The 17701-nt window shown below is 67.9% G+C and carries 13 protein-coding genes and 3 tRNA genes; 3 read left to right on the forward strand and 13 right to left on the reverse strand.

Annotation, left to right across the window (positions count from 1 at the left end):
- Positions 1-19 precede the first annotated feature (19 nt).
- The 5 genes from V6K52_RS11315 to V6K52_RS11335 form a co-directional block, all read right to left on the reverse strand.
- Positions 20-388, reverse strand: coding sequence for a LuxR family transcriptional regulator (locus V6K52_RS11315; RefSeq protein ID WP_353950217.1), 369 nt, complete (start codon positions 386-388; stop codon positions 20-22).
- Between the two features lie 219 nt (positions 389-607).
- Positions 608-679: transfer RNA gene (locus V6K52_RS11320), tRNA-Val, on the reverse strand.
- Positions 680-696: 17 nt separating this feature from the next.
- Positions 697-767, reverse strand: a tRNA-Cys gene (locus V6K52_RS11325).
- 23 nt (positions 768-790) lie between these two features.
- Positions 791-863, reverse strand: a tRNA-Gly gene (locus V6K52_RS11330).
- 79 nt (positions 864-942) lie between these two features.
- On the reverse strand, positions 943-2088 hold the full coding sequence (locus V6K52_RS11335; RefSeq protein WP_353950218.1) for a YihY/virulence factor BrkB family protein: 1146 nt from the start codon (positions 2086-2088) through the stop codon (positions 943-945).
- Positions 2089-2203: 115 nt separating this feature from the next.
- Here V6K52_RS11335 and V6K52_RS11340 point away from each other — a divergent pair, with 115 nt between their 5' ends.
- Entirely contained in the window at positions 2204-3847 is a 1644-nt protein-coding gene (locus V6K52_RS11340; RefSeq protein ID WP_353950219.1) for an acyl-CoA dehydrogenase family protein, read from the forward strand.
- A gap of 32 nt (positions 3848-3879) precedes the next feature.
- On the opposite strand, the gene V6K52_RS11345 is transcribed toward V6K52_RS11340, so the two are convergent.
- Positions 3880-4788 (reverse strand): polyphosphate kinase 2 family protein, encoded by a 909-nt coding sequence (locus V6K52_RS11345; RefSeq protein WP_353950220.1) that lies wholly within the window; start codon positions 4786-4788, stop codon positions 3880-3882.
- A gap of 50 nt (positions 4789-4838) precedes the next feature.
- Here V6K52_RS11345 and V6K52_RS11350 point away from each other — a divergent pair, with 50 nt between their 5' ends.
- Positions 4839-5528, forward strand: coding sequence for a dihydrofolate reductase family protein (locus V6K52_RS11350; protein WP_353950221.1), 690 nt, complete (start codon positions 4839-4841; stop codon positions 5526-5528).
- Positions 5529-5545: 17 nt separating this feature from the next.
- Here the strand turns inward: V6K52_RS11350 and V6K52_RS11355 are convergent, their stop codons facing one another.
- The 7 genes from V6K52_RS11355 to V6K52_RS11385 all read right to left on the reverse strand — a co-directional run bounded on the left by V6K52_RS11355 (position 5546) and on the right by V6K52_RS11385 (position 15051).
- Positions 5546-5977, reverse strand: coding sequence for a pyridoxamine 5'-phosphate oxidase family protein (locus V6K52_RS11355; RefSeq protein WP_353950222.1), 432 nt, complete (start codon positions 5975-5977; stop codon positions 5546-5548).
- Positions 5974-6867, reverse strand: a complete 894-nt coding sequence (locus V6K52_RS11360; RefSeq protein WP_353950223.1) for a universal stress protein — start codon at positions 6865-6867, stop codon at positions 5974-5976. Before V6K52_RS11360 ends, V6K52_RS11355 begins: the two co-directional genes overlap by 4 nt.
- Before the next feature lie 198 nt (positions 6868-7065).
- The gene (gene sulP, locus V6K52_RS11365; RefSeq protein WP_353950224.1) at positions 7066-8838 is read right to left on the reverse strand and encodes a sulfate permease; all 1773 of its coding nucleotides are present in this window, start codon (positions 8836-8838) and stop codon (positions 7066-7068) included.
- Between the two features lie 318 nt (positions 8839-9156).
- Positions 9157-10152, reverse strand: a complete 996-nt coding sequence (locus V6K52_RS11370; RefSeq protein WP_353950225.1) for an LLM class flavin-dependent oxidoreductase — start codon at positions 10150-10152, stop codon at positions 9157-9159.
- Positions 10149-11567, reverse strand: a complete 1419-nt coding sequence (locus V6K52_RS11375; protein WP_353950226.1) for a dicarboxylate/amino acid:cation symporter — start codon at positions 11565-11567, stop codon at positions 10149-10151. The genes V6K52_RS11370 and V6K52_RS11375 overlap by 4 nt, the downstream gene beginning before the upstream one ends.
- A gap of 186 nt (positions 11568-11753) precedes the next feature.
- Positions 11754-12917, reverse strand: coding sequence for an alpha/beta fold hydrolase (locus V6K52_RS11380; protein WP_353950227.1), 1164 nt, complete (start codon positions 12915-12917; stop codon positions 11754-11756).
- Entirely contained in the window at positions 12910-15051 is a 2142-nt protein-coding gene (locus V6K52_RS11385) for an ATP-dependent DNA ligase (RefSeq protein WP_353950228.1), read from the reverse strand. Before V6K52_RS11385 ends, V6K52_RS11380 begins: the two co-directional genes overlap by 8 nt.
- A 173-nt stretch (positions 15052-15224) precedes the next feature.
- On the opposite strand from V6K52_RS11385, the gene V6K52_RS11390 reads away from it, so the two are divergent.
- Positions 15225-17666: an ExeM/NucH family extracellular endonuclease gene (locus V6K52_RS11390; RefSeq protein ID WP_353950229.1), complete on the forward strand. Its 2442-nt coding sequence runs from the start codon at positions 15225-15227 to the stop codon at positions 17664-17666.
- Positions 17667-17701: the final 35 nt, after the last annotated feature.

A 17701-nucleotide genomic window follows, 5' to 3' on the forward strand; every position in this document is an offset into this window, starting at 1 on the left:
CAGTGGGACGTCAGCGAGGTCAGTGCAGAGCGACGGTGAGCAGGACCACGGCATCGGTGATCGCGCTCAGTGCGTGACGCTCAGCGGGGATGGCCACGATCTCGCCCTCGTGCACTAACCACGTCTGCCTGGCTGAACGCAGCTCGGTCCGACCCACGATCACCTGCAGCGTCGCGGCGGGAGGCGACTCGTGCTCTGCGAGTTCGGCCCCAGCGGCGAGGGCGATGACGGTGGCCCGCATGGAGGGGCCGGAGTTGATGGTCTCCGCGGCTCGCTGGGAGTGGTGGTCGCGCGCTGACTCCAGCAGGCGGGACGCAAGATCGGCCAGCATCACGACCCCGTCGTTGCTCGGATGGCGGCCGTTCGTCGTCTCGGTCTTCTCAGTCATCTCGGTCATTCCTTCCGCGCCGCGGCGTCCGTGTGCCGGGGTCACTTCAAGAGTCGCAGCGTCGCAACGCGCCGGACAGGGACCAAGGGCCCCTTGTCCTCGCAGGCGCGCAGAACGCCACGATCAGCGGTGGGGCCCGTTGGGTCGGCCTCACAGCGAGACAGGGTGCACAAAAAGAACCGCAGCTCAGGTGGCGAGACCTGTGCTGCGGTTCTTCGGTGGGCGATACTGGGATCGAACCAGTGACCTCTTCCGTGTCAGGGAAGCGCGCTACCGCTGCGCCAATCGCCCGTGAGGGGTCCTACTTGAGGTGGAGACGGGATTTGAACCCGTGTAAACGGCTTTGCAGGCCGCTGCCTCGCCTCTCGGCCACTCCACCATTGAGGGGTGGCTAACCCTCCGAGCGGATGACCGGGTTCGAACCGGCGACCTCAACCTTGGCAAGGTTGCGCTCTACCAACTGAGCTACATCCGCGAAACGCTCTCGAACTTTCGTTCTTGGCGTGCGGACAGACATTAACTGATCCCAGACGTGAACTCCAAACCCACCCGTTTCAGCGGCCCGATCCGATGCGAATCCGGGGGATCACCAAGGTTTCATCGTCCTGGATCGGGGTCATGGGACGCCGCGCTGCGTCGCGTATGCCGCGCAGGTCCAGATCGTCGTCAGCGTCGTCACCTTCGCCCCCCTCCGCGTTGCGGTCACCGGCTCGGTCCCCCTGACCCTGTTCACCTTCCGCTGCCTCCTGAGCATCCCGCTCTGCGGCGCGTGGGGGTCGGAGGAAGGCCGCCAAACGCTCACGCAACCCTCGCTGCTCCCCGGAGGGCCAGAGGTTGCGTATCCCGGCATTGAGGGCGGCACCGATGAGCACCGCGATGGCGAGCATGTAGAGCCAGATCAGCAGCACGATCGGAGCGCTCAGTGGCCCATAGATCGAGGACCCACCGAGCGAGGCAGCGATCGACCCGCGCACCGCGAACGACGCGATGACCCAGATGAGGAGCGTGAGGACGGCCCCGGGGATGTCACGCGACCAGGGGCTCCGAAGGGGCGTGGACACGTGATAGAGGCTCGTGAAGGCCGCAATGACGAGCAGGGAGACGACGGGCCAGTAGAGGAAGGTCAGGAAGTCCCAGGTGTCCGGCAGCACCTCTCCGAGCAACGTGGGGCCGATGAGCACCAGGGGGATGGTGATGACACCGACGAGGAGCGCCACGACATAGAGCGAGAAGCTCAGCGCGCGCGTCGGGACGATGCCGCGAATGCCGGACTGTCCATACATGATCGAGACCGTGTCGACCAGCACGTTGAGCGCGCGCGAGCCCGACCACAGCGACAGCACGAAGCCGACCGAGATGAGGTCGAAGCGCCCGTCCTGGAAGACGTCGTCGACCGTCGGTGACAACGTCGTCGAGATGATGTCCTCGGTGAGGAAGCGCGAGGCGTACTCGGCGATCGCCAGCCGCACGTCCATGACCGTGTCGTCGCCGAGCCAGCGACCGACGTAACCGACCCCGCCGAAGAGTCCGAGGACCAGCGGGGGCAAGGACAGCAGCGCGAAGAAGCCGGCCTCGGAGGCCAACCCGGTCACCCGATAGCGCAGGCAGATGCGGATCGTCTCCACTGTGAGCCGCGCCAGCGACTCCAGGGCAGGGAACCGCGCCAGCCATCGCCGCAGGCGTCGCTTCGCATCGATCACCCGGGTCACGCTATCTGTCTGCCGTTGGCGGGTCTGACCATGACACGTCTCCCGAGCGACACGAGCGGGTCACAACTCTCACCCCTCTCGCGGGTCACGGGTTAGCGTTTCGCCCGTGCACACCCACGACGTCGTGAACCAGGTGCCCGATTTCGTCGGCCACAACCTCTTCACCGCTGATGCCGTCGCAGTCGAGGCGATGGGCCGGTGGGGTCGGGCGGAGGACGTCGCCGAGCTCACCGATCTCGGACAACTGGCCGGGGCCGCCCAAACCCAGGCGTGGGCCGACGACGCCCACCGCAACACCCCTCGCCTCGTCACCCATGACCGCACGGGGCAGCGGATCGACGAGGTCGCCTACGACCGCGGCTACCACGACCTCATGCGCACCGCCGTGGGCCACGGACTGACCGCAGAAGCGTGGACGCGTTCCGCGGACACCGGCGCTCACCTGCGGCGCGCGGTCGGCTTCGTGACGTGGTCACGCGCAGAGGCAGGTCACCTCTGCCCCGTTTCCATGACGTATGCCGCCGCGCCCGCCTTGCGCTCCTCCCCCGCCCTTGCGGACCGCTGGCTTCCGCTGCTTGCGTCGCGGGACTACGAACCGTCTCTGAAACCGTTCTCGGACAGGCGATCTGCGATCGCGGGGATGGGGATGACAGAGAAGCAGGGCGGCTCCGACGTCCGGTCCAACGTCACCCAGGCTGTCGCGACGCCCGGCGGCCCGGTCGAGGGTGGCGACACCTATCGGCTCACCGGTCACAAGTGGTTCTTCTCGGCCCCGATGAGTGATGTCTTCCTCGTCCTCGCGACGACCGAGGCCGGGCTGACCTGCTTCCTCGTGCCCCGCATCCTCGACGACGGCAGCCGCAACGCCCTGCGGCTGGAGCGTCTCAAGGACAAGCTCGGCAACCGCTCGAACGCCTCGTCCGAGGTCGAGTTCGATGGCGCCTGGGCAGTGCGGGTCAGTGACGACGGGCGTGGCATCCGGACCATCATCGAGATGGTCTCGTCGACTCGCCTCGACTGCGTTCTCGGTTCGTCAGCCACGATGCGGCAGGCAGCGGTCCGCGCGGTGCACCATGCGCGCCACCGCGCGGCGTTCGGCGCGAAGCTCATCGACCAGGCGCTCATGCGCAACGTCCTTGCCGACCTCGCCATCGAGGCCGAGGCGGCGGAGCTGCTCGGCTTCCGGCTGGCCCACGCGGTCGACACGGGTGACGCGGAGTTCTCCCGGCTCGGCGTGGCACTGGGCAAGTTCTGGGTGTGCAAGCGCACCCCTCCCCTGGTTGCGGAGGCGCTCGAGTGCCTGGGTGGGGCGGGCTATGTCGAGGAGAACGGTCTCGCGCGCCTCTATCGCGAGGCACCGCTCAACTCGATCTGGGAGGGCTCCGGCAACGTCGGTGCCCTCGATGTCCTGCGGGCGATGACCCGGGAGCCGGCGAGCGTGGCGGCGCTCGACAACGAACTCTCGCTCGCCCGCGGGCACGACCGCCGTCTCGACCGCGCCATCGATGCCGTCCCCGGCCTGGTGGCGCTGGCCGGCAGTTCCGACGGCGCATGGCAGGCCCGGCGCATCGTCGAGCACCTGGCCGTCACCCTCCAGGCGGCACTCCTCGTCCAGCACTCCCCCAACGCCGTCGCCGACACGTTCATCGCGAGCCGGCTCGGCGACCGCGGATCTGCAGCAACGTTCGGCACCCTCGACGACGTCGGCGCAGCCGAGGTCACTCAGATCCTCGACCGCACCTTCGCCTGAACGGCGAGCCGTCCGGGCCGATCAAGGGTCGGTCAGGGTGTCTCGGCGAGTCGCTTCTGCTCGGCCTCGACGTTGAAGTCGGCCTTGGGCCACTGCGGGTCGAGTTCCTTGAGGTGCTCGAGGACGAGCTCGGTCACGGCGAGGCGGGCGTACCACTTGCGGTCAGCCGGCACGACGAACCACGGCGCGGCCTCGGTCGAGCACTTCTCGATCGCTACCTGGTAGGCCTCCTGGTAGGCCGCCCAGTGCGCCCGCTCGTCCAGGTCGCCGGTGTTGAACTTCCAGTGTTTTTCGGGTCGCTCCAACCGCTCCGCAAGGCGCGCTTTCTGCTCGTCGCTGGAGATGTGCAGCATGACCTTGATGACTGTCGTCCCTGAGGCCGCCACCTTCTGCTCGAAGGCGTTGATCTGGGCATAGCGGCGCGACCACTGCGACGCGGGCACCATGTCGTGGACCCTCACGATGAGGACGTCCTCGTAGTGCGAGCGGTCGAAGACACCGATCTGCCCCGCCGTGGGCAGGGCTTTGCGGATGCGCCAGAGGAAGGGGCGCCTGCGCTCCTCCGCCGACGGCGCCTTGAACGAAGTGATGTTCACGCCCTGTGGGTCAAGGGCTCCGACGACGTGGCGCATGATGCCGCCCTTGCCGGAGGTGTCCATGCCCTGGATGATCAGCAGGACCGAACGCTTGCCGCCGGCCTTGGACTCTGCATAGAGCCGTTCCTGCAGCTCGGCGAGCACGTCACCGAGCCCTGCCAGGGCTTCCTCGCCGGCCACCTTGTCGCCGTCGAAGCCCGGCGTCGACCGAGGATCGAGCTCGACCAGCTCGAAGCCTTCACCGGCGCGCAACGCCTGCGTGAAGGACGTCGCTGTGACCACCTCCACCTTCTCGGACGTCTTGCCCTTGCTGCTCTTCTTGTCCTTTGCGCTCTTCTTCGCCATCCCCGCATCCTGTCAGCCGCAACCGGCTGAAGGGGTGTCAGACTCACGTCGTGCGCCTCCTCCTCGACAAACGCTCCCGCCCCCTCTCCCCCGGCGTGCTCAGCGACGACGACCTCTCTCATCTCTATGCATGGCCAGCAGGGGGCGGTATGCGCGCGAACTTCGTGAGCACCCTGGATGGGTCGGCGGTGGGCAGTGACAGTCGGAGCGGCTCGATCAACACCGCGGCCGATGGACGTATCTTCCACCTCCAGCGGGAGCTGACTGACTGTGTGCTCGTCGGCGCGGGAACCGCTCGCGCAGAGGGCTATCGACGTGGCGACAAGCCGATCGTCGTCGTCAGCAGGAGCGGTCAACTCCCGGAGTCCCTGACCTCCGGGGACGGTGACGTCATCCTCGTGACGTGCGCTTCCTCTGGACGCACCGAAGGCGACGACGTCTGGGTCGAGGGAGACGACGAGGTCGACCTCCCGGCGGTCGTGGCTCGTCTCCGCACATCGGGTATGCCGCGTGTCCTCGCGGAGGGTGGTCCGCACCTCTTCCACAGCCTTCTCGACGCTGATCTCGTCGACGAGTTCGCCCTCACACTCGCACCGCGGATCGTCGGTGGCGAGCACACGCGCGTGGTTGCCGGTGAGGCGCTGGGCGGACCGGCGGGGCTGGGTGCCGAAATCGTCCACCTCGTCGAGGAGGACGGCTCCCTGCTCGGCCTCTGGAAGGTCAAGACCCCCGGTCCCTGACGACCTATTGCCGCTCCTCAGCGCGGGAGCAGCTCGCGCCCCGAGATCTGGTCGGGGCGGATGCGGACCCAGACGGAGTGGTTCGGGTCACCCACCATCCACGGCGTGGGGTCGGAGTCTGCCAGCTCGCGGATGAGGTCGTCCTCGTCCACGAGGGATGCGGCCCCCGTCAGTGAGACGCTCCAGCCCGTGAGCAAGGCACGGTCGTAGTCGTCGACCTCGAACCCCACCTGGCTGTGGTCGGCCGCCGCCTCGATCTTCGACCCACCGCTGGTCCTGAAGTAGACGTCCAGCCCATGCACCACGTGGTGAACAGGCAGCACGACCACCTCGCCGGACCGGACGAACGCGACCCGCCCGATGCCCGCCGTGGCCAGTCGACCCGTGCACTCATCGGTGCTCATGACCCGCAGATCGCTGTGATCGGTTGGGGCGTCGATGTCGTTCATGACGTCGGCCCCGAAACGGCATGGACGACGGCGAGGGGGCACGGACGCTCACGGTGCAGGAGTCCTTGGCTCACCGAGCCCAGAAGCAATCCGACGAACCCGCCATGTCCGCGGCTCCCGACGACGATGAGCTGGGCACCCTCGGCCTCCGAGAGCACGGCCTCCACCGGCAGTGACCTGCGCAGGACCGAACGCACCTTCACCTCGGGGAACTTGGCCGACCATCCGGCCAGAGAAGCCTCGAGCTGCGCCCGGTGGAGGTCCTCCATCTCGATGACTCTGTCCTCGCTGAGCCACGGGCTGTCGAAGGTCTGGGGGACGTCGAGCCCCCAGGAGTGCACCGCTGTCACGGAGGCCCCGAGGTCCGATGCTCTCCCGAAGGCGAACCCGACGGCGGGGTCGTTGGCGGACGAGCCGTCCACGGCCACGACGATGGGCGCGTCCGGCGCGAGTTCGAAGACCTGGTCGACGACCACCACGGGGCAGGACGCGTGGGCAGCCACCTGCGACGAGGTGGAGCCCGAGAAGGCTTCACCCAGCGCGGACTGCCGACGCCGTCCCACCACGACGAGCTCCGCCTCGTGGGACGCGTCGACGAGGAAGGCAGCAGGCGTGCCGGCCACCGACTTCACAATGGCGGCCCGCTCGGGAGACAGTTCCGCCACGCGCTCGCGGGCCTGTTCGACGAGCTCGCTGTCGAGGTCCTCCGGCCAACGAGTGGTCAGTCTGTAGCCGGCCATGACGGGGTGGAGCATGCTGCGGGCGACGAGCACGTGCAGCGGAACGTCTCGGCGAGCTGCCTCGCCGGCAGCCCACTCGAACGCGGCCTCACCAGGCGGGGAATGGTCGAATCCCACGACGACGGGACGTGCGGCGGCGGTGGTACTCATGAGGTCCTCCTGTGGTGCGGAGTGTGGTCCTCCCAGCGTGGCGCGACCGTCCGCGCCCTAGTAGGGCCCTTGGTCCCGGTTCAGTGATGGAGTTCGCCCGACGCTCGGGCGGTTGTCATCACGCCCACCACGGCCGGGGCGACGAAGCCGGCCACCTCTGCGCAGATGGTCCCGACGACCAACGACGGAACAACCGGCTCATCGTGGACCATCCGTGCCGGAAGCCGGACCCTCCGTGGAGGATGACCACGCGGCATACGCCTCGACGGCGAACGGCAGGGTCATGAAGACCCGTTCCTCCCCCACTCGCGCGACGAAACCAGTCCGCTCAAGGTCTTCACGCAGATCCTGCTTGACCCTGCTGAGCGCAAGGACCACGCCGCGCCGGTCGAGTTCGGCGCGCAACAACTCCAACGCGTCCGCCGCCGTGATGTCCACGGACACGTTCGCCTCCATGTTCAGCAGGAGCCAGCGTGTCGGTGTTGGGGCACGATCGACCGCGCTGATCGCCCGCGTCACGAAGTCGTCGGCGTTCGCGAAGAAGAGCGGGGAGTCGTAGCGGTAGACGACCAGCCCCGGAACCGTTGTCGCCGTGGGGTAGTCGTCGACGTCGTGCATGCCCGCGACACCGGGCACGTGGCCCAGGATCCCGTCATGCGGTCGGGTCACACGGCGGAGCAGGTCGAGGAGGGACAGGACGATCGCGACGAGGACGCCAGGCAGGATGCCGACGACGAGGACGGCGGCAGTTGTGCCCAGGGCCAGCGCGCCCTCGGTCCGCCGAAAGGCGAAGATGCGCCGGAACAGGGGCACGTCCACCAGCCGGATGGCTGCGTAGACCACCAACGCACCCAGGGCCGCGGTGGGGAACGCGGCCAGCACCGGATTGAAGAGCAGGACCGCGAGCACCACCGTCGCCAGGGCCACCAGCGCGTTGACCTGGCTGCGCCCACCGGCCGAGTCCACGATCGCCGTGCGACTGCCGCTGCTGCTGACCGGGAAACCCTGCGTCGCCGCCACCGCGAGATTGGCCGCACCCAGGGCGATGAGCTCTTGCTTCGCGTTCGGCTTGGCGTTGCGACGCTCACCGAACGCCCGGCCCGTCAGCACGTTGTCGGTGTAGGCGACGACGGCGATGCCGAGCGCCGCAGGGAGGAGGGTGCGCAGATCGGCGACGCCCAGGTCGGGCACCCGGAGCGACGGGAGCTCACGAGGGACGGGCCCGACCACCTCGATGCCCCGCGACCGGAGGTCGAGAACAACGACTGCCGCCGCCGAGAGCACCACAGCGATCAGCGGCGCGGGAGCGCGCGGCCACAGGCGCGTCGTGACGAGCAGGAGCACAAGTACCGCCGCGGCGAGCACCACCGTGGGTACATGAGCCTCCCCCAGCTGCTCCAGGACCGAGCCCACCTCGGCCACCGCGGTGTCGCCGGACACCTCCAGACCGGTCACCGTGTCCAGCTGGCTGACGACCATGAGGGCGGCCACACCCGCCATGTAGCCCACAAGGACCGGCCTCGACAGGAGTTCCGCGAGGAAGGCCAGACGCAGGGCCCAGGCCAACAGGCAGATCACCCCCACCAGCGCAGCCAGTCCGGCAGCCAGCGCGGCATACCGGCTGGGGTCGGCCGCCGCGATGCCGCCCAGGGCGACGGCGGTCATGAGCGCGGTGGTGGACTCCGGTCCGACAGAGAGCTGGTCGGAGGAGCCGAGGACGGCGTAGACCACCATCGCGACGCACGCCGCCCAGAGGCCAGCGACGGCGGGCAGACCGGCCACGCCGGCATAAGCCATCACCTGCGGGACGAGGTATGCCGCCACGGTCACGCCCGCGACAACGTCACCTCTCAGCCACGTTCGGTGATAGCTCCTCACGACGGCCAGCCCGGGCACTGTGGCACCACGGACTCGTCCGACGCGTCCCAATTGCCCGGCTTTGGCCTCCTCGTCGCTCGGGTTGCGGATCATCAGGGCCCAGCGACCTGGCCGTCCGTGTCGAGGTGGATCGAGGCGGCCGCGCTGATCGGCTCGCGGTGGGCGGCGCAGGCGATCGCGAGGTCCGAGGAACGCGAGATCGTGGTCATGCAACCACTGTCCCTCGTCTGTGCGGTCGTGTCTCGGGCCAAAGGGCCCGGGTTTCTGCCACCACGACAGGCGACAACGCGGGGGTCCCCCATCGTGCAGGTTTGGGCCGAGCAGAATGCCGATCCACGGATGACGCCGCGGCAGCTCGAAATGATCGCCTCTGGTTCGTGCTTCGACACCGCACAGGGATCAGGATCAGGATCAGGGGGTGGCGAGGAGTTCCAAGGCCCGGAGGCGGTTGCCGAGACCGGGCACGGCGTTGTTGATCATCAGCTCGTCGGCTCGGGACAGGCCAGCGAACTGCTCGAGGTAGTTGCGTACGGCCTCGATGTCGCCGATCGCCGTGTAGGTCATCATGTGTCTCGCCTGCGCGGCCACCGGTGACTCCATGAGCGCGTCGACGGTGGCATCGTCGAGCTCGCCGCCATACGCCGGAACGCGGGAGGCGAGTGCACGCACACGCGAGCGGAGCACCGAAGCGGCCAACGCCTCCGCGTGCTCCTGCTCATCGGCCACAACGACGTTGAGCGCCGCGATGACGTAGGGCTCGGCGAGCTGCTCGGACGGCCGGAAGTCGCGGCGATAGACCTCGACCGCTTGCTGCAACGCATCCGGGGCGAAGTGGCTCGCGAATGCGTAGGGCAGGCCGAGCCGCGCTGCGAGCTGGGCGCCGAACAGGGAACTTCCGAGGATGTAGAGCGGCACCTTGGTCCCGCGTCCGGGGAAGGCGTGAATCGTTGGCACGAGGCTCTCGTCGGCCAGGTAGCCCTGCAACTCGAGGACGTCGTCCGGGAAGCCGTCTGACGCACGCGGATCCACGCGCAACGCCCTCGATGTCACCTGGTCGGTGCCCGGTGCGCGACCGAGTCCGAGGTCGACACGGCCGGGGTGCAGCTCGGCCAGCGTCCCGAACTGCTCGGCGATGACGAGCGGTGAGTGGTTGGGCAGCATGACGCCACCAGAACCCACGCGGATGCGCTCGGTCCGGGCAGCGACGTGGGCGAGCAGGACGGCCGTGGCCGCTGACGCGATGGAGGGCATGTTGTGATGCTCGGCGAACCACAACCGCTCGAACGTGCCGAGCGAGTCGGCCTTCTGCGCCAGCGTCACGCTGGTCTCAAGGGCTTCGCCGATCGACTGGTCGCGGCCGACCGTCGCGAGGTCGAGCAACGAGAGCTTCACACCTGCCGAGGTCACGCCGGGACCGCCACTCGGGTCTTGTCGGCGGCCGGAACCGCAGCAATCTCATCCTCGTCGAGCTCGAGACGAGCATCAGCGCCACCGAACGTGTTGCTGTCATAGACCTCTTGGTCGAGCAGACCGTTGCGCTTGGCGACGATCGTCGGGATGAGAGCCTGGCCGGCCACGTTGGTGGCGGTGCGGATCATGTCGATGATCGGGTCGATCGCGAGGAGCAGCCCGACACCCTCGAGCGGGAGGCCGAGAGTCGACAGGGTGAGGGTGAGCATGACCACTGCACCGGTTAGCCCGGCTGTGGCAGCCGATCCGACGATGGACACGAACGCGATGAGCAGGTAGTCGGTGAAGACGAGGTCGACCCCGAAGAGCTGGGCCACGGTGATGGCGGCCAGTGCCGGATAGATCGCGGCGCAGCCGTCCATCTTGGTCGTGGCACCGATCGGCACCGCGAAGGACGCGTAGTCACGCGAGACGCCGAGGTTGCGCGTCACGACGCGCTGGGTCAGCGGCAGGGTACCGATGGAGCTGCGCGAGACGAACGCGAACTGGATCGCCGGCCACGCACCCGCAAAGAACTTCACGGGGCTCAAACCGTTGGCACGAGCCACGATCGGATAGATCACGAGGAGCACGATCGCGCAGCCGATGTAGACGTCAGCGGTGAAGATTGCGAGTGGTCCGAGCAGGTCCCAGCCGTAGTTCGCGACGGCCGAGCCGATGAGGGCCGCGGTGCCGAGCGGCGACAGCTTGATGACCCACCACACGAGCTTGCTGAAGACCTCGAGAGCACTGCGGGTGAGGTCGATGAACGGGTCAGCCTTGGCACCGACGGCCAGCGCAGCTGCACCAATGGCCAGGCCCAGGACGACGAGCTGGAGGATGTTGAAGTCCGGGCTCGAGCTGAGCGCGCCACCCTCCTCAGCGGAGGTGGACACCTCGAGGCCGAGGAAGTTGCCCGGCACGATCGAGGTGAGGAAGTCGAGCCAGCTGCCGGTGTTGCTGGGTGCCTCGCCAGCGCTCGTGTCGAGTGTGGCGTTGGCGCCGGGGTTGGTGAGGAGGCCCAAAGTGATGCCGACGACGACCGACGCTGCGGCCGTGATCGCGAACCACACGAGGGTCTCCCCCGCGAGGCGTGCGGCATTCTTCACCTGGCGCAGGTTGGCGATCGACACGATGATCGCGGTGAGGACGAGTGGCACGACGATGACCCGGAGCAACTGGACGAAGATCCCGCCAACGGTCTTGAGCGTTTCGGCGAGCCACGCCTGGTCGAACTGACGGGCGATGAAGCCGAGCAGGACACCGGCGGCGAGGCCGATGAAGACCTGGGCCCAGAAGGGAACCCCGGGTCGCTTGCGTGAGGTTGTGGGTGCCGGCGCGGACGCTGCGGCATCAGGGGTGGTGCTGGACATGACAAGGCTCCTGGAAGTGGGGTGGGACTGACGCGGAGGCTGTCAACGTCGTCAGAGGGCGCTGCCGTCCCTCATCAGGTCCACGTGGAGCCTCCGCCACAGGGCAGGGGTCGTTGTCGGAGTGCACACGTGGGCGCCAACGGCCCTCACGTCAGGGCTATTCCCCTCGTCCGCTCGTCAGGTCAGTCAACGGGCGAAGTCGGTGACGAGGCGCGTCCAGCGATCTGGGTCGGTGTTCCACTCCTTGCAGTGCCGGGCGACCCGCCACTCCTCATAGGTCACGAGGTCTGGCCGGTGTTGCGCGAGCTGACGGGAAGGTCCCACCGGCACGAACTCGTCGTCGGCGGAGTGGATGAGCAGCATCGGGTGTCGCAACTCGTCGGACCGGCGCACCCAGTCGGTCTGCGCAACGTCGACCGACTCGTGCACGCCGACGAAGCGCTTGCCCCAACGCCGACCCATCATGGAACGCGACAGCGATCCGACCACCTTGGGCAGGCGGTGCATGCGCGCGTGGTGGTCGAGAACGTCACCCCAGTCGATGACCGGTCCGTCAAGGATCACCTTGGAGACGATGTCGGCCAGTGGCGACCGGTCCAGGAACTGCAGGGCGATCGCTCCGCCCATCGACCAGCCGACGACGAGGATCTCTGCGGCACCGGACGACACGGCATACTCCACGGCTGCTTCGATGTCGCGCCACTCCGACAGGCCCAGGTTGTAGCGGCCGTCAGGCCCGGCCGGAACCCCCTCGTCATTGCGATAGGTCGGAACGAGGGAGGTCCATCCAGCTTCGTGCAACGCCGGCAGTGCCCGCAGCGTCTCCTGGCGGCGCGAGCCACGTCCGTGCACGAGGACGGCCCATCGTGAACCTCGCCCGCCGTTCGCCGGAACCACCCAGGCCGGCATGCGCCCGAGCTCGCCGTCGATGTCGACGTGTTCGGTCCGCAGTCCGACCGCAGTGTCCGGCGTGCCGGTGAAGTGGTGGCCATCGAATCGCGCACCACCAGGCACAAGTTCCCCCGCGTCCACAGCAATGACTTCGCGCTCGACCGTCCCTTCGGCGACGTCGGTGTCGGTGAGATCGCCGATGCGCACGTGACCCTGTCCACCATCGAGCCACAGCCCGTAGCGGCCCGGCACGACTGTCTCCACCGTCGCGGACAGCAGGACACGATCGCCTCGGACGTCGAGGATCTGCACGTCGTCGGGACGGTCCCGTTCGGGGGTGAGGACACGACGAGCGAAGTATGCCGCCGCCGCGAGCGAGCCTGCCGCGCTCGCGATCGTCGTCGTCACGCCCACGGCAGCAGCAGCGCGGGCCGCCCGGCGGGTGGTCGCTTCAGGCATCGAGCACGTCGGCGAGGTCGTAGGAGACGGGTTCCTCGAGCTGGTCGTAGGTGCACGACGACGCGTCACGGTCGGGACGCCACCGGGCGAACTGGGCGGTGTGCCGGAAGCGCACACCCTCCATGTGGTCGTAGCGGACCTCGACGACGCGCTCGGGTCGAAGCGGTGTGAACGAGAGGTCCTTGCCGGCGGCCCAGCGTGACCCGGCGGAGTTCTGGGGCGTGCGAGTGCCCTCTTCCTGCTTGGCCCAGGCCCAGGGGTGGTTGTCGAAGTCCGTCACCAGCTCCTGCAACTCCTCGAACAGCTCCTTGCGCCGCGCCATCGGAAACGCCCCGATGACACCGACGCTCGCGAGCGTGCCCTCATCGTCATAGAGACCGAGCAGCAAGGACCCGATGAGGTCGTCGCCGCTCTTGTGAGTGCGGTAGCCCGCGACGACGCAGTCCGCAGTCCGCTCGTGCTTGAGCTTGTGCATCGTCCGTTTGTCCTGCTCATAGGTGCCGTTGAGTGGCTTGACCATGAGGCCGTCGAGCCCCGCACCCTCGAACTGCTCGAACCACTCCTGCGCCTGGGCCACCTCACGGGTCGCGGGCGTGAGGTGGATCGGTGCCTGCACCGAGGCGAACGCCTTCTCGAGCTCGGCCCGACGCACCTCGAAGGGCTCGCCCATGAGGTCACGCTCCCCCAGCGCCAACAGGTCGAACGCCACAAAGGACGCGGGCGTCTCGGCCGCCAGCTTCTTGACCCGGCTGGCGGCGGGGTGGATGCGCTGCTGCAGGAGGTCGAAGTCGAGGCGGTCCTCTCCGGGGCGCACGAGGATGATCTCGCCGTCGACGACGCACTTGTCCGGGAAGTTGGCCAGGACGGCCTCGACGACGTCGGGGAAATAGCGGGTCATCGGCTTCTCGTTGCGGCTGCCGATCTCGACCTGGTCGCCGGAGCGATAGATGATCGAGCGGAACCCGTCCCACTTCGGCTCATAGCTCACCTCGCCCTCGACGAGCTTTTTGGACGGTTTGGCGAGCATGGGAGCGATCGGTGGCACGACCGGCATACCCCACTGTGTGCGAAGGTCCGCATCACGCTCGGCCTTGGGCAACATGTAGTCCTCATCGGCGCGGTCAGCGCGTCGTTTGCTCGGCTGCACCCGCGGGGGCTCGCCGGGCATCTTGGGATAGTCCGGCGGGAAGTTCAGCTCGCCGAGGCCGCGCTGAATGTCAGCGTCCCAGAGACCCAGCGCGGGTGCGATGTCGCCCACGCTGTCCCCCATCAACTCCCACGCGTCTCCGCGGTCCGCGACGATCTCGGGAACCGTGAAGATCGTGAAGTCGCCCGGTGCCACGATGGGCAGATCGTCCCAGGTGACCGGCATCGAGACCGGCGCCCCCGCGAGCGGCCGCGGGCTGTAGGCCGACGCGATCGTGCGGTCGCGACAGGCCTGGTTGAAGTCGACGAAGACGCGCTCGCCCCGCTCTTCCTTCCACCACGAGGTCGTCACGAGGTCCGGCAGGCGGCGTTCGAGCTCGCGGGCGATGCCGATGACCCCGTGTCGGACGTCCAGGAACTCGTGGGTCGGCCTGATCCGGGCAAAGACATGCACGCCCCGGTTGCCGGACGTCTTGGCCCAGCCGGTGAGGCCCACCTCGGCGAGCACCTCACGCAGTGCCACCGCGGCCTCGACGGCGTCGGTGAAGGTGCGGCCGGGCTGTGGGTCGAGGTCGATCCGCAGCTCGTCGGGGTTGTCGTTGTCAGCGGTGCGGACCGGCCATGGGTGGAAGGTCACGGTGTTCATCTGCACGGCCCACACCGCGGCTGCGACCTCGTCGACGACGAGCTGGGCGTGGCGACGTCCGGACGGGTAGCGGCAGGAGACCGTGCTGATCCAGTCGGGCATGCCCTTCGGTGGGTTCTTGGACCAAAATTCTTCACCTTCGATGCCCTCGGGGAACCGCTGCAGGGTCACCGGTCGGTCGCCGATGGCGCGCACGAGCGGTTCAGCCACAGACACCATGTATGCCGCGAGGTCACCTTTGGTGATCCCGTCACCGGGCCACATGAGCCGGTCCGGACTGGAGACCCTGACCTCACGGGTGCCGTCGGGGCCGTCGATCTCCATCGTGATGGGGGACGCCATGAGCCGAAGCCTAGTCACCGGGCTCCGGACCAGCCGGGCGACGCCGACCGGCATGCGTACGTCACCGGGCGACTCCAAGACTTTGCCGAGTGCTTACCCAGGACTACAGACAAATTTGTGCGAACGGCATACGTTCTGGGGGTTCACTCCCTGCCCATCCCTGAAGGGTCCTCATGTCCAGGTTCACTCGTCGAACGTGCGCCGCCATCGCCGCGCCACTCGTCGCCCTCCCGCTCGCCGGGGCCACCGCCCTGCTGGCGGCCGCGCCTGCCAGCGCAGCATCCACGACCGTGCTCATCTCCGAGGTCTATGGGGGTGGCGGCAACTCCGGCGCCACCTACACCCACGACTTCATCGAGCTTCGCAATGTCGGCACGCAGGCGATCAGCCTCGCCGGGTGGTCCGTCCAGTACGCGTCCGCTTCGGGCACGTCGTGGCAGGTGACGCCCCTCAGCGGAAGCATCGCGCCGGGTGCCAACTTCCTCGTCCAGGAGGCTCAGGGGGCCGGCGGAACCACCGCGCTGCCCACTCCGGATGCCACCGGAACGATCCCCATGTCCGGATCCAGCGGCAAGGTGGCCCTGGTCTCGAGCGCCTCCGCTCTGACTTGCGGCGCAGAGTGTGACACGGCCCCGGGGGTCGTCGACTTCGTCGGATTCGGCAGCGCCAACGACTTCGAAACGTCACCGACTCGGGCTCTCAGCAATACGACGTCGGCCTCGCGCACAGCCGGCGACACCGACAACAACGCGGCCGACTTCACGGTCGGCGCACCGACGCCGGTGGCTTCAGGTGGCGGGACCGACCCCGACCCTGACCCGGAGCCCACCACGGCCACGATCGCCGAGATCCAGGGCACCGGACCGGTCTCCCCCTTGGCGGACAAGCCTGTGGAGACGACGGGCGTCGTCACGGCCGTTTACCCGACCGGTGGTTTCAACGGCTTCTACATGCAGACTCCCGGCACGGGCGGCGCCAACGACGCCACCCCGGGCGCATCAGACGGCATCTTCGTCTTCCGTCAGACCGACGTCGAGATCGGTGACTGCCTGACCGTCTCCGCGAAGGTGATCGAGTTCAACGGTCTCACTGAGCTGACGGACTCGACCCTGACCGAGGCCGTTGACTGCGCGCCGGTCACCCCGACGCCGCTGGCCACGCTGCCCGTGACCGATGCCGAGAAGGAGCAGTACGAAGGCATGCTCGTGCAGCCGCAGGGCACCTACACGATCACGAACAACTTCCAGCTGAACAACTTCGGCCAGATCGGGCTCGCGGTCGGCGACAAGCCGCTCTTCCAGTCCACCGACAAGGTGCTGCCCGGCGCGGCTGCTGCGGCCTACGAGGCCGAGAACCTCAAGAAGTACATCACCCTGGATGACGGCGCGAGCGTGAACCACCTGACCAACGCGGCCGCGCAGGACTCTCCTCTGCCCTATCTCTCGCAGGACGAGCCGATGCGCACCGGGTCGCAGGTCAGCTTCGGCAAGCCGGTCATCCTGGACTACCGCTTCCAGTGGAACTACCAGCCCACGGGACAGATCGTCGGGCCGACCGACTCCGATGACCCGGTGACGACCGAGAACGACCGCGAGCTCACGCCGCCGAGCGTCGGTGGCAACCTCAAGCTCGCGACGTTCAATGTCCTCAACTACTTCCCCGACCTGGGAGTGACCGAGGACACCTACAAGAACTGCGACTTCTTTGCAGACCGTGACGGCAACCCCGTGGCGACGGACTTCTGCGAGGTTCGTGGCGCGTGGAGCCAGTCGGCGTTCAAGGACCAGGAGTCCAAGATCGTCACGGCGATCAAGGGCCTCGGGGCCGACGTCATCTCCCTCGAGGAGATCGAGAACTCCGCAAGGATCAGCTACCTGCCGGGCCAGCCCCGCGACAAGGCCCTGGCCACCCTCGTCACCGCCCTCAACGCCGGTGGCGGGCAGTGGGCCTACGTCCAGTCGCCGACGGTGACACCGAGCAACGAGGACGTCATCCGGACGGCGTTCATCTACCGCAAGGACCGGGCCATGCCGCTCGACGCCTCGCAGATCCTGCTCGACGGGGCGTTCGCCAACGCCCGCTACCCGCTCGCGCAGAAGTTCAAGGCACTGAACGCCGGCTCGCCGTTCGTCGTCATCGCCAACCACTTCAAGTCCAAGGGCTCAGGCCCGAATGACGGCACCGGCCAGGGCAACTCCAACCCCTCGCGCATCGCGCAGGCCAAGGCGTTGGCCACGTGGGCGAACACGCAGTTCGCGGACGAGGCGGTCTTCCTCGTCGGCGACTTCAACGCCTACTCCAAGGAGGACCCGGTGCGCGAGATCGAGGCGGCCGGCTACACCAACCTCGCGGACAAGTACGAGGTCGACCACGCCAGCTACCAGTTCTCCGGGCGTCTGGGCTCCCTCGACCACGGCTTCGCCAACGCGAAGGCGCTCAAGATGGTCACCGGCGCCGGTGTCTGGGACATCAACGGTGACGAGTCGGTGGCGATGCAGTACTCACGTCGCAACTACAACGTGACCGATTTCTTCACCGCGACGACGCCGTTCGCCTCGTCCGACCACGACCCGCTCGTCATCGGGCTTCAGGTCAGCGGACGCGGCCCACGCTGAGTCATCTCACTGCTTGAGCCACGAAGCCCCCGGGA

Origin of the sequence: Knoellia sp. S7-12 (assembly GCF_040518285.1) — a bacterium.
Classification (GTDB): Bacteria; Actinomycetota; Actinomycetes; order Actinomycetales; family Dermatophilaceae; genus Knoellia.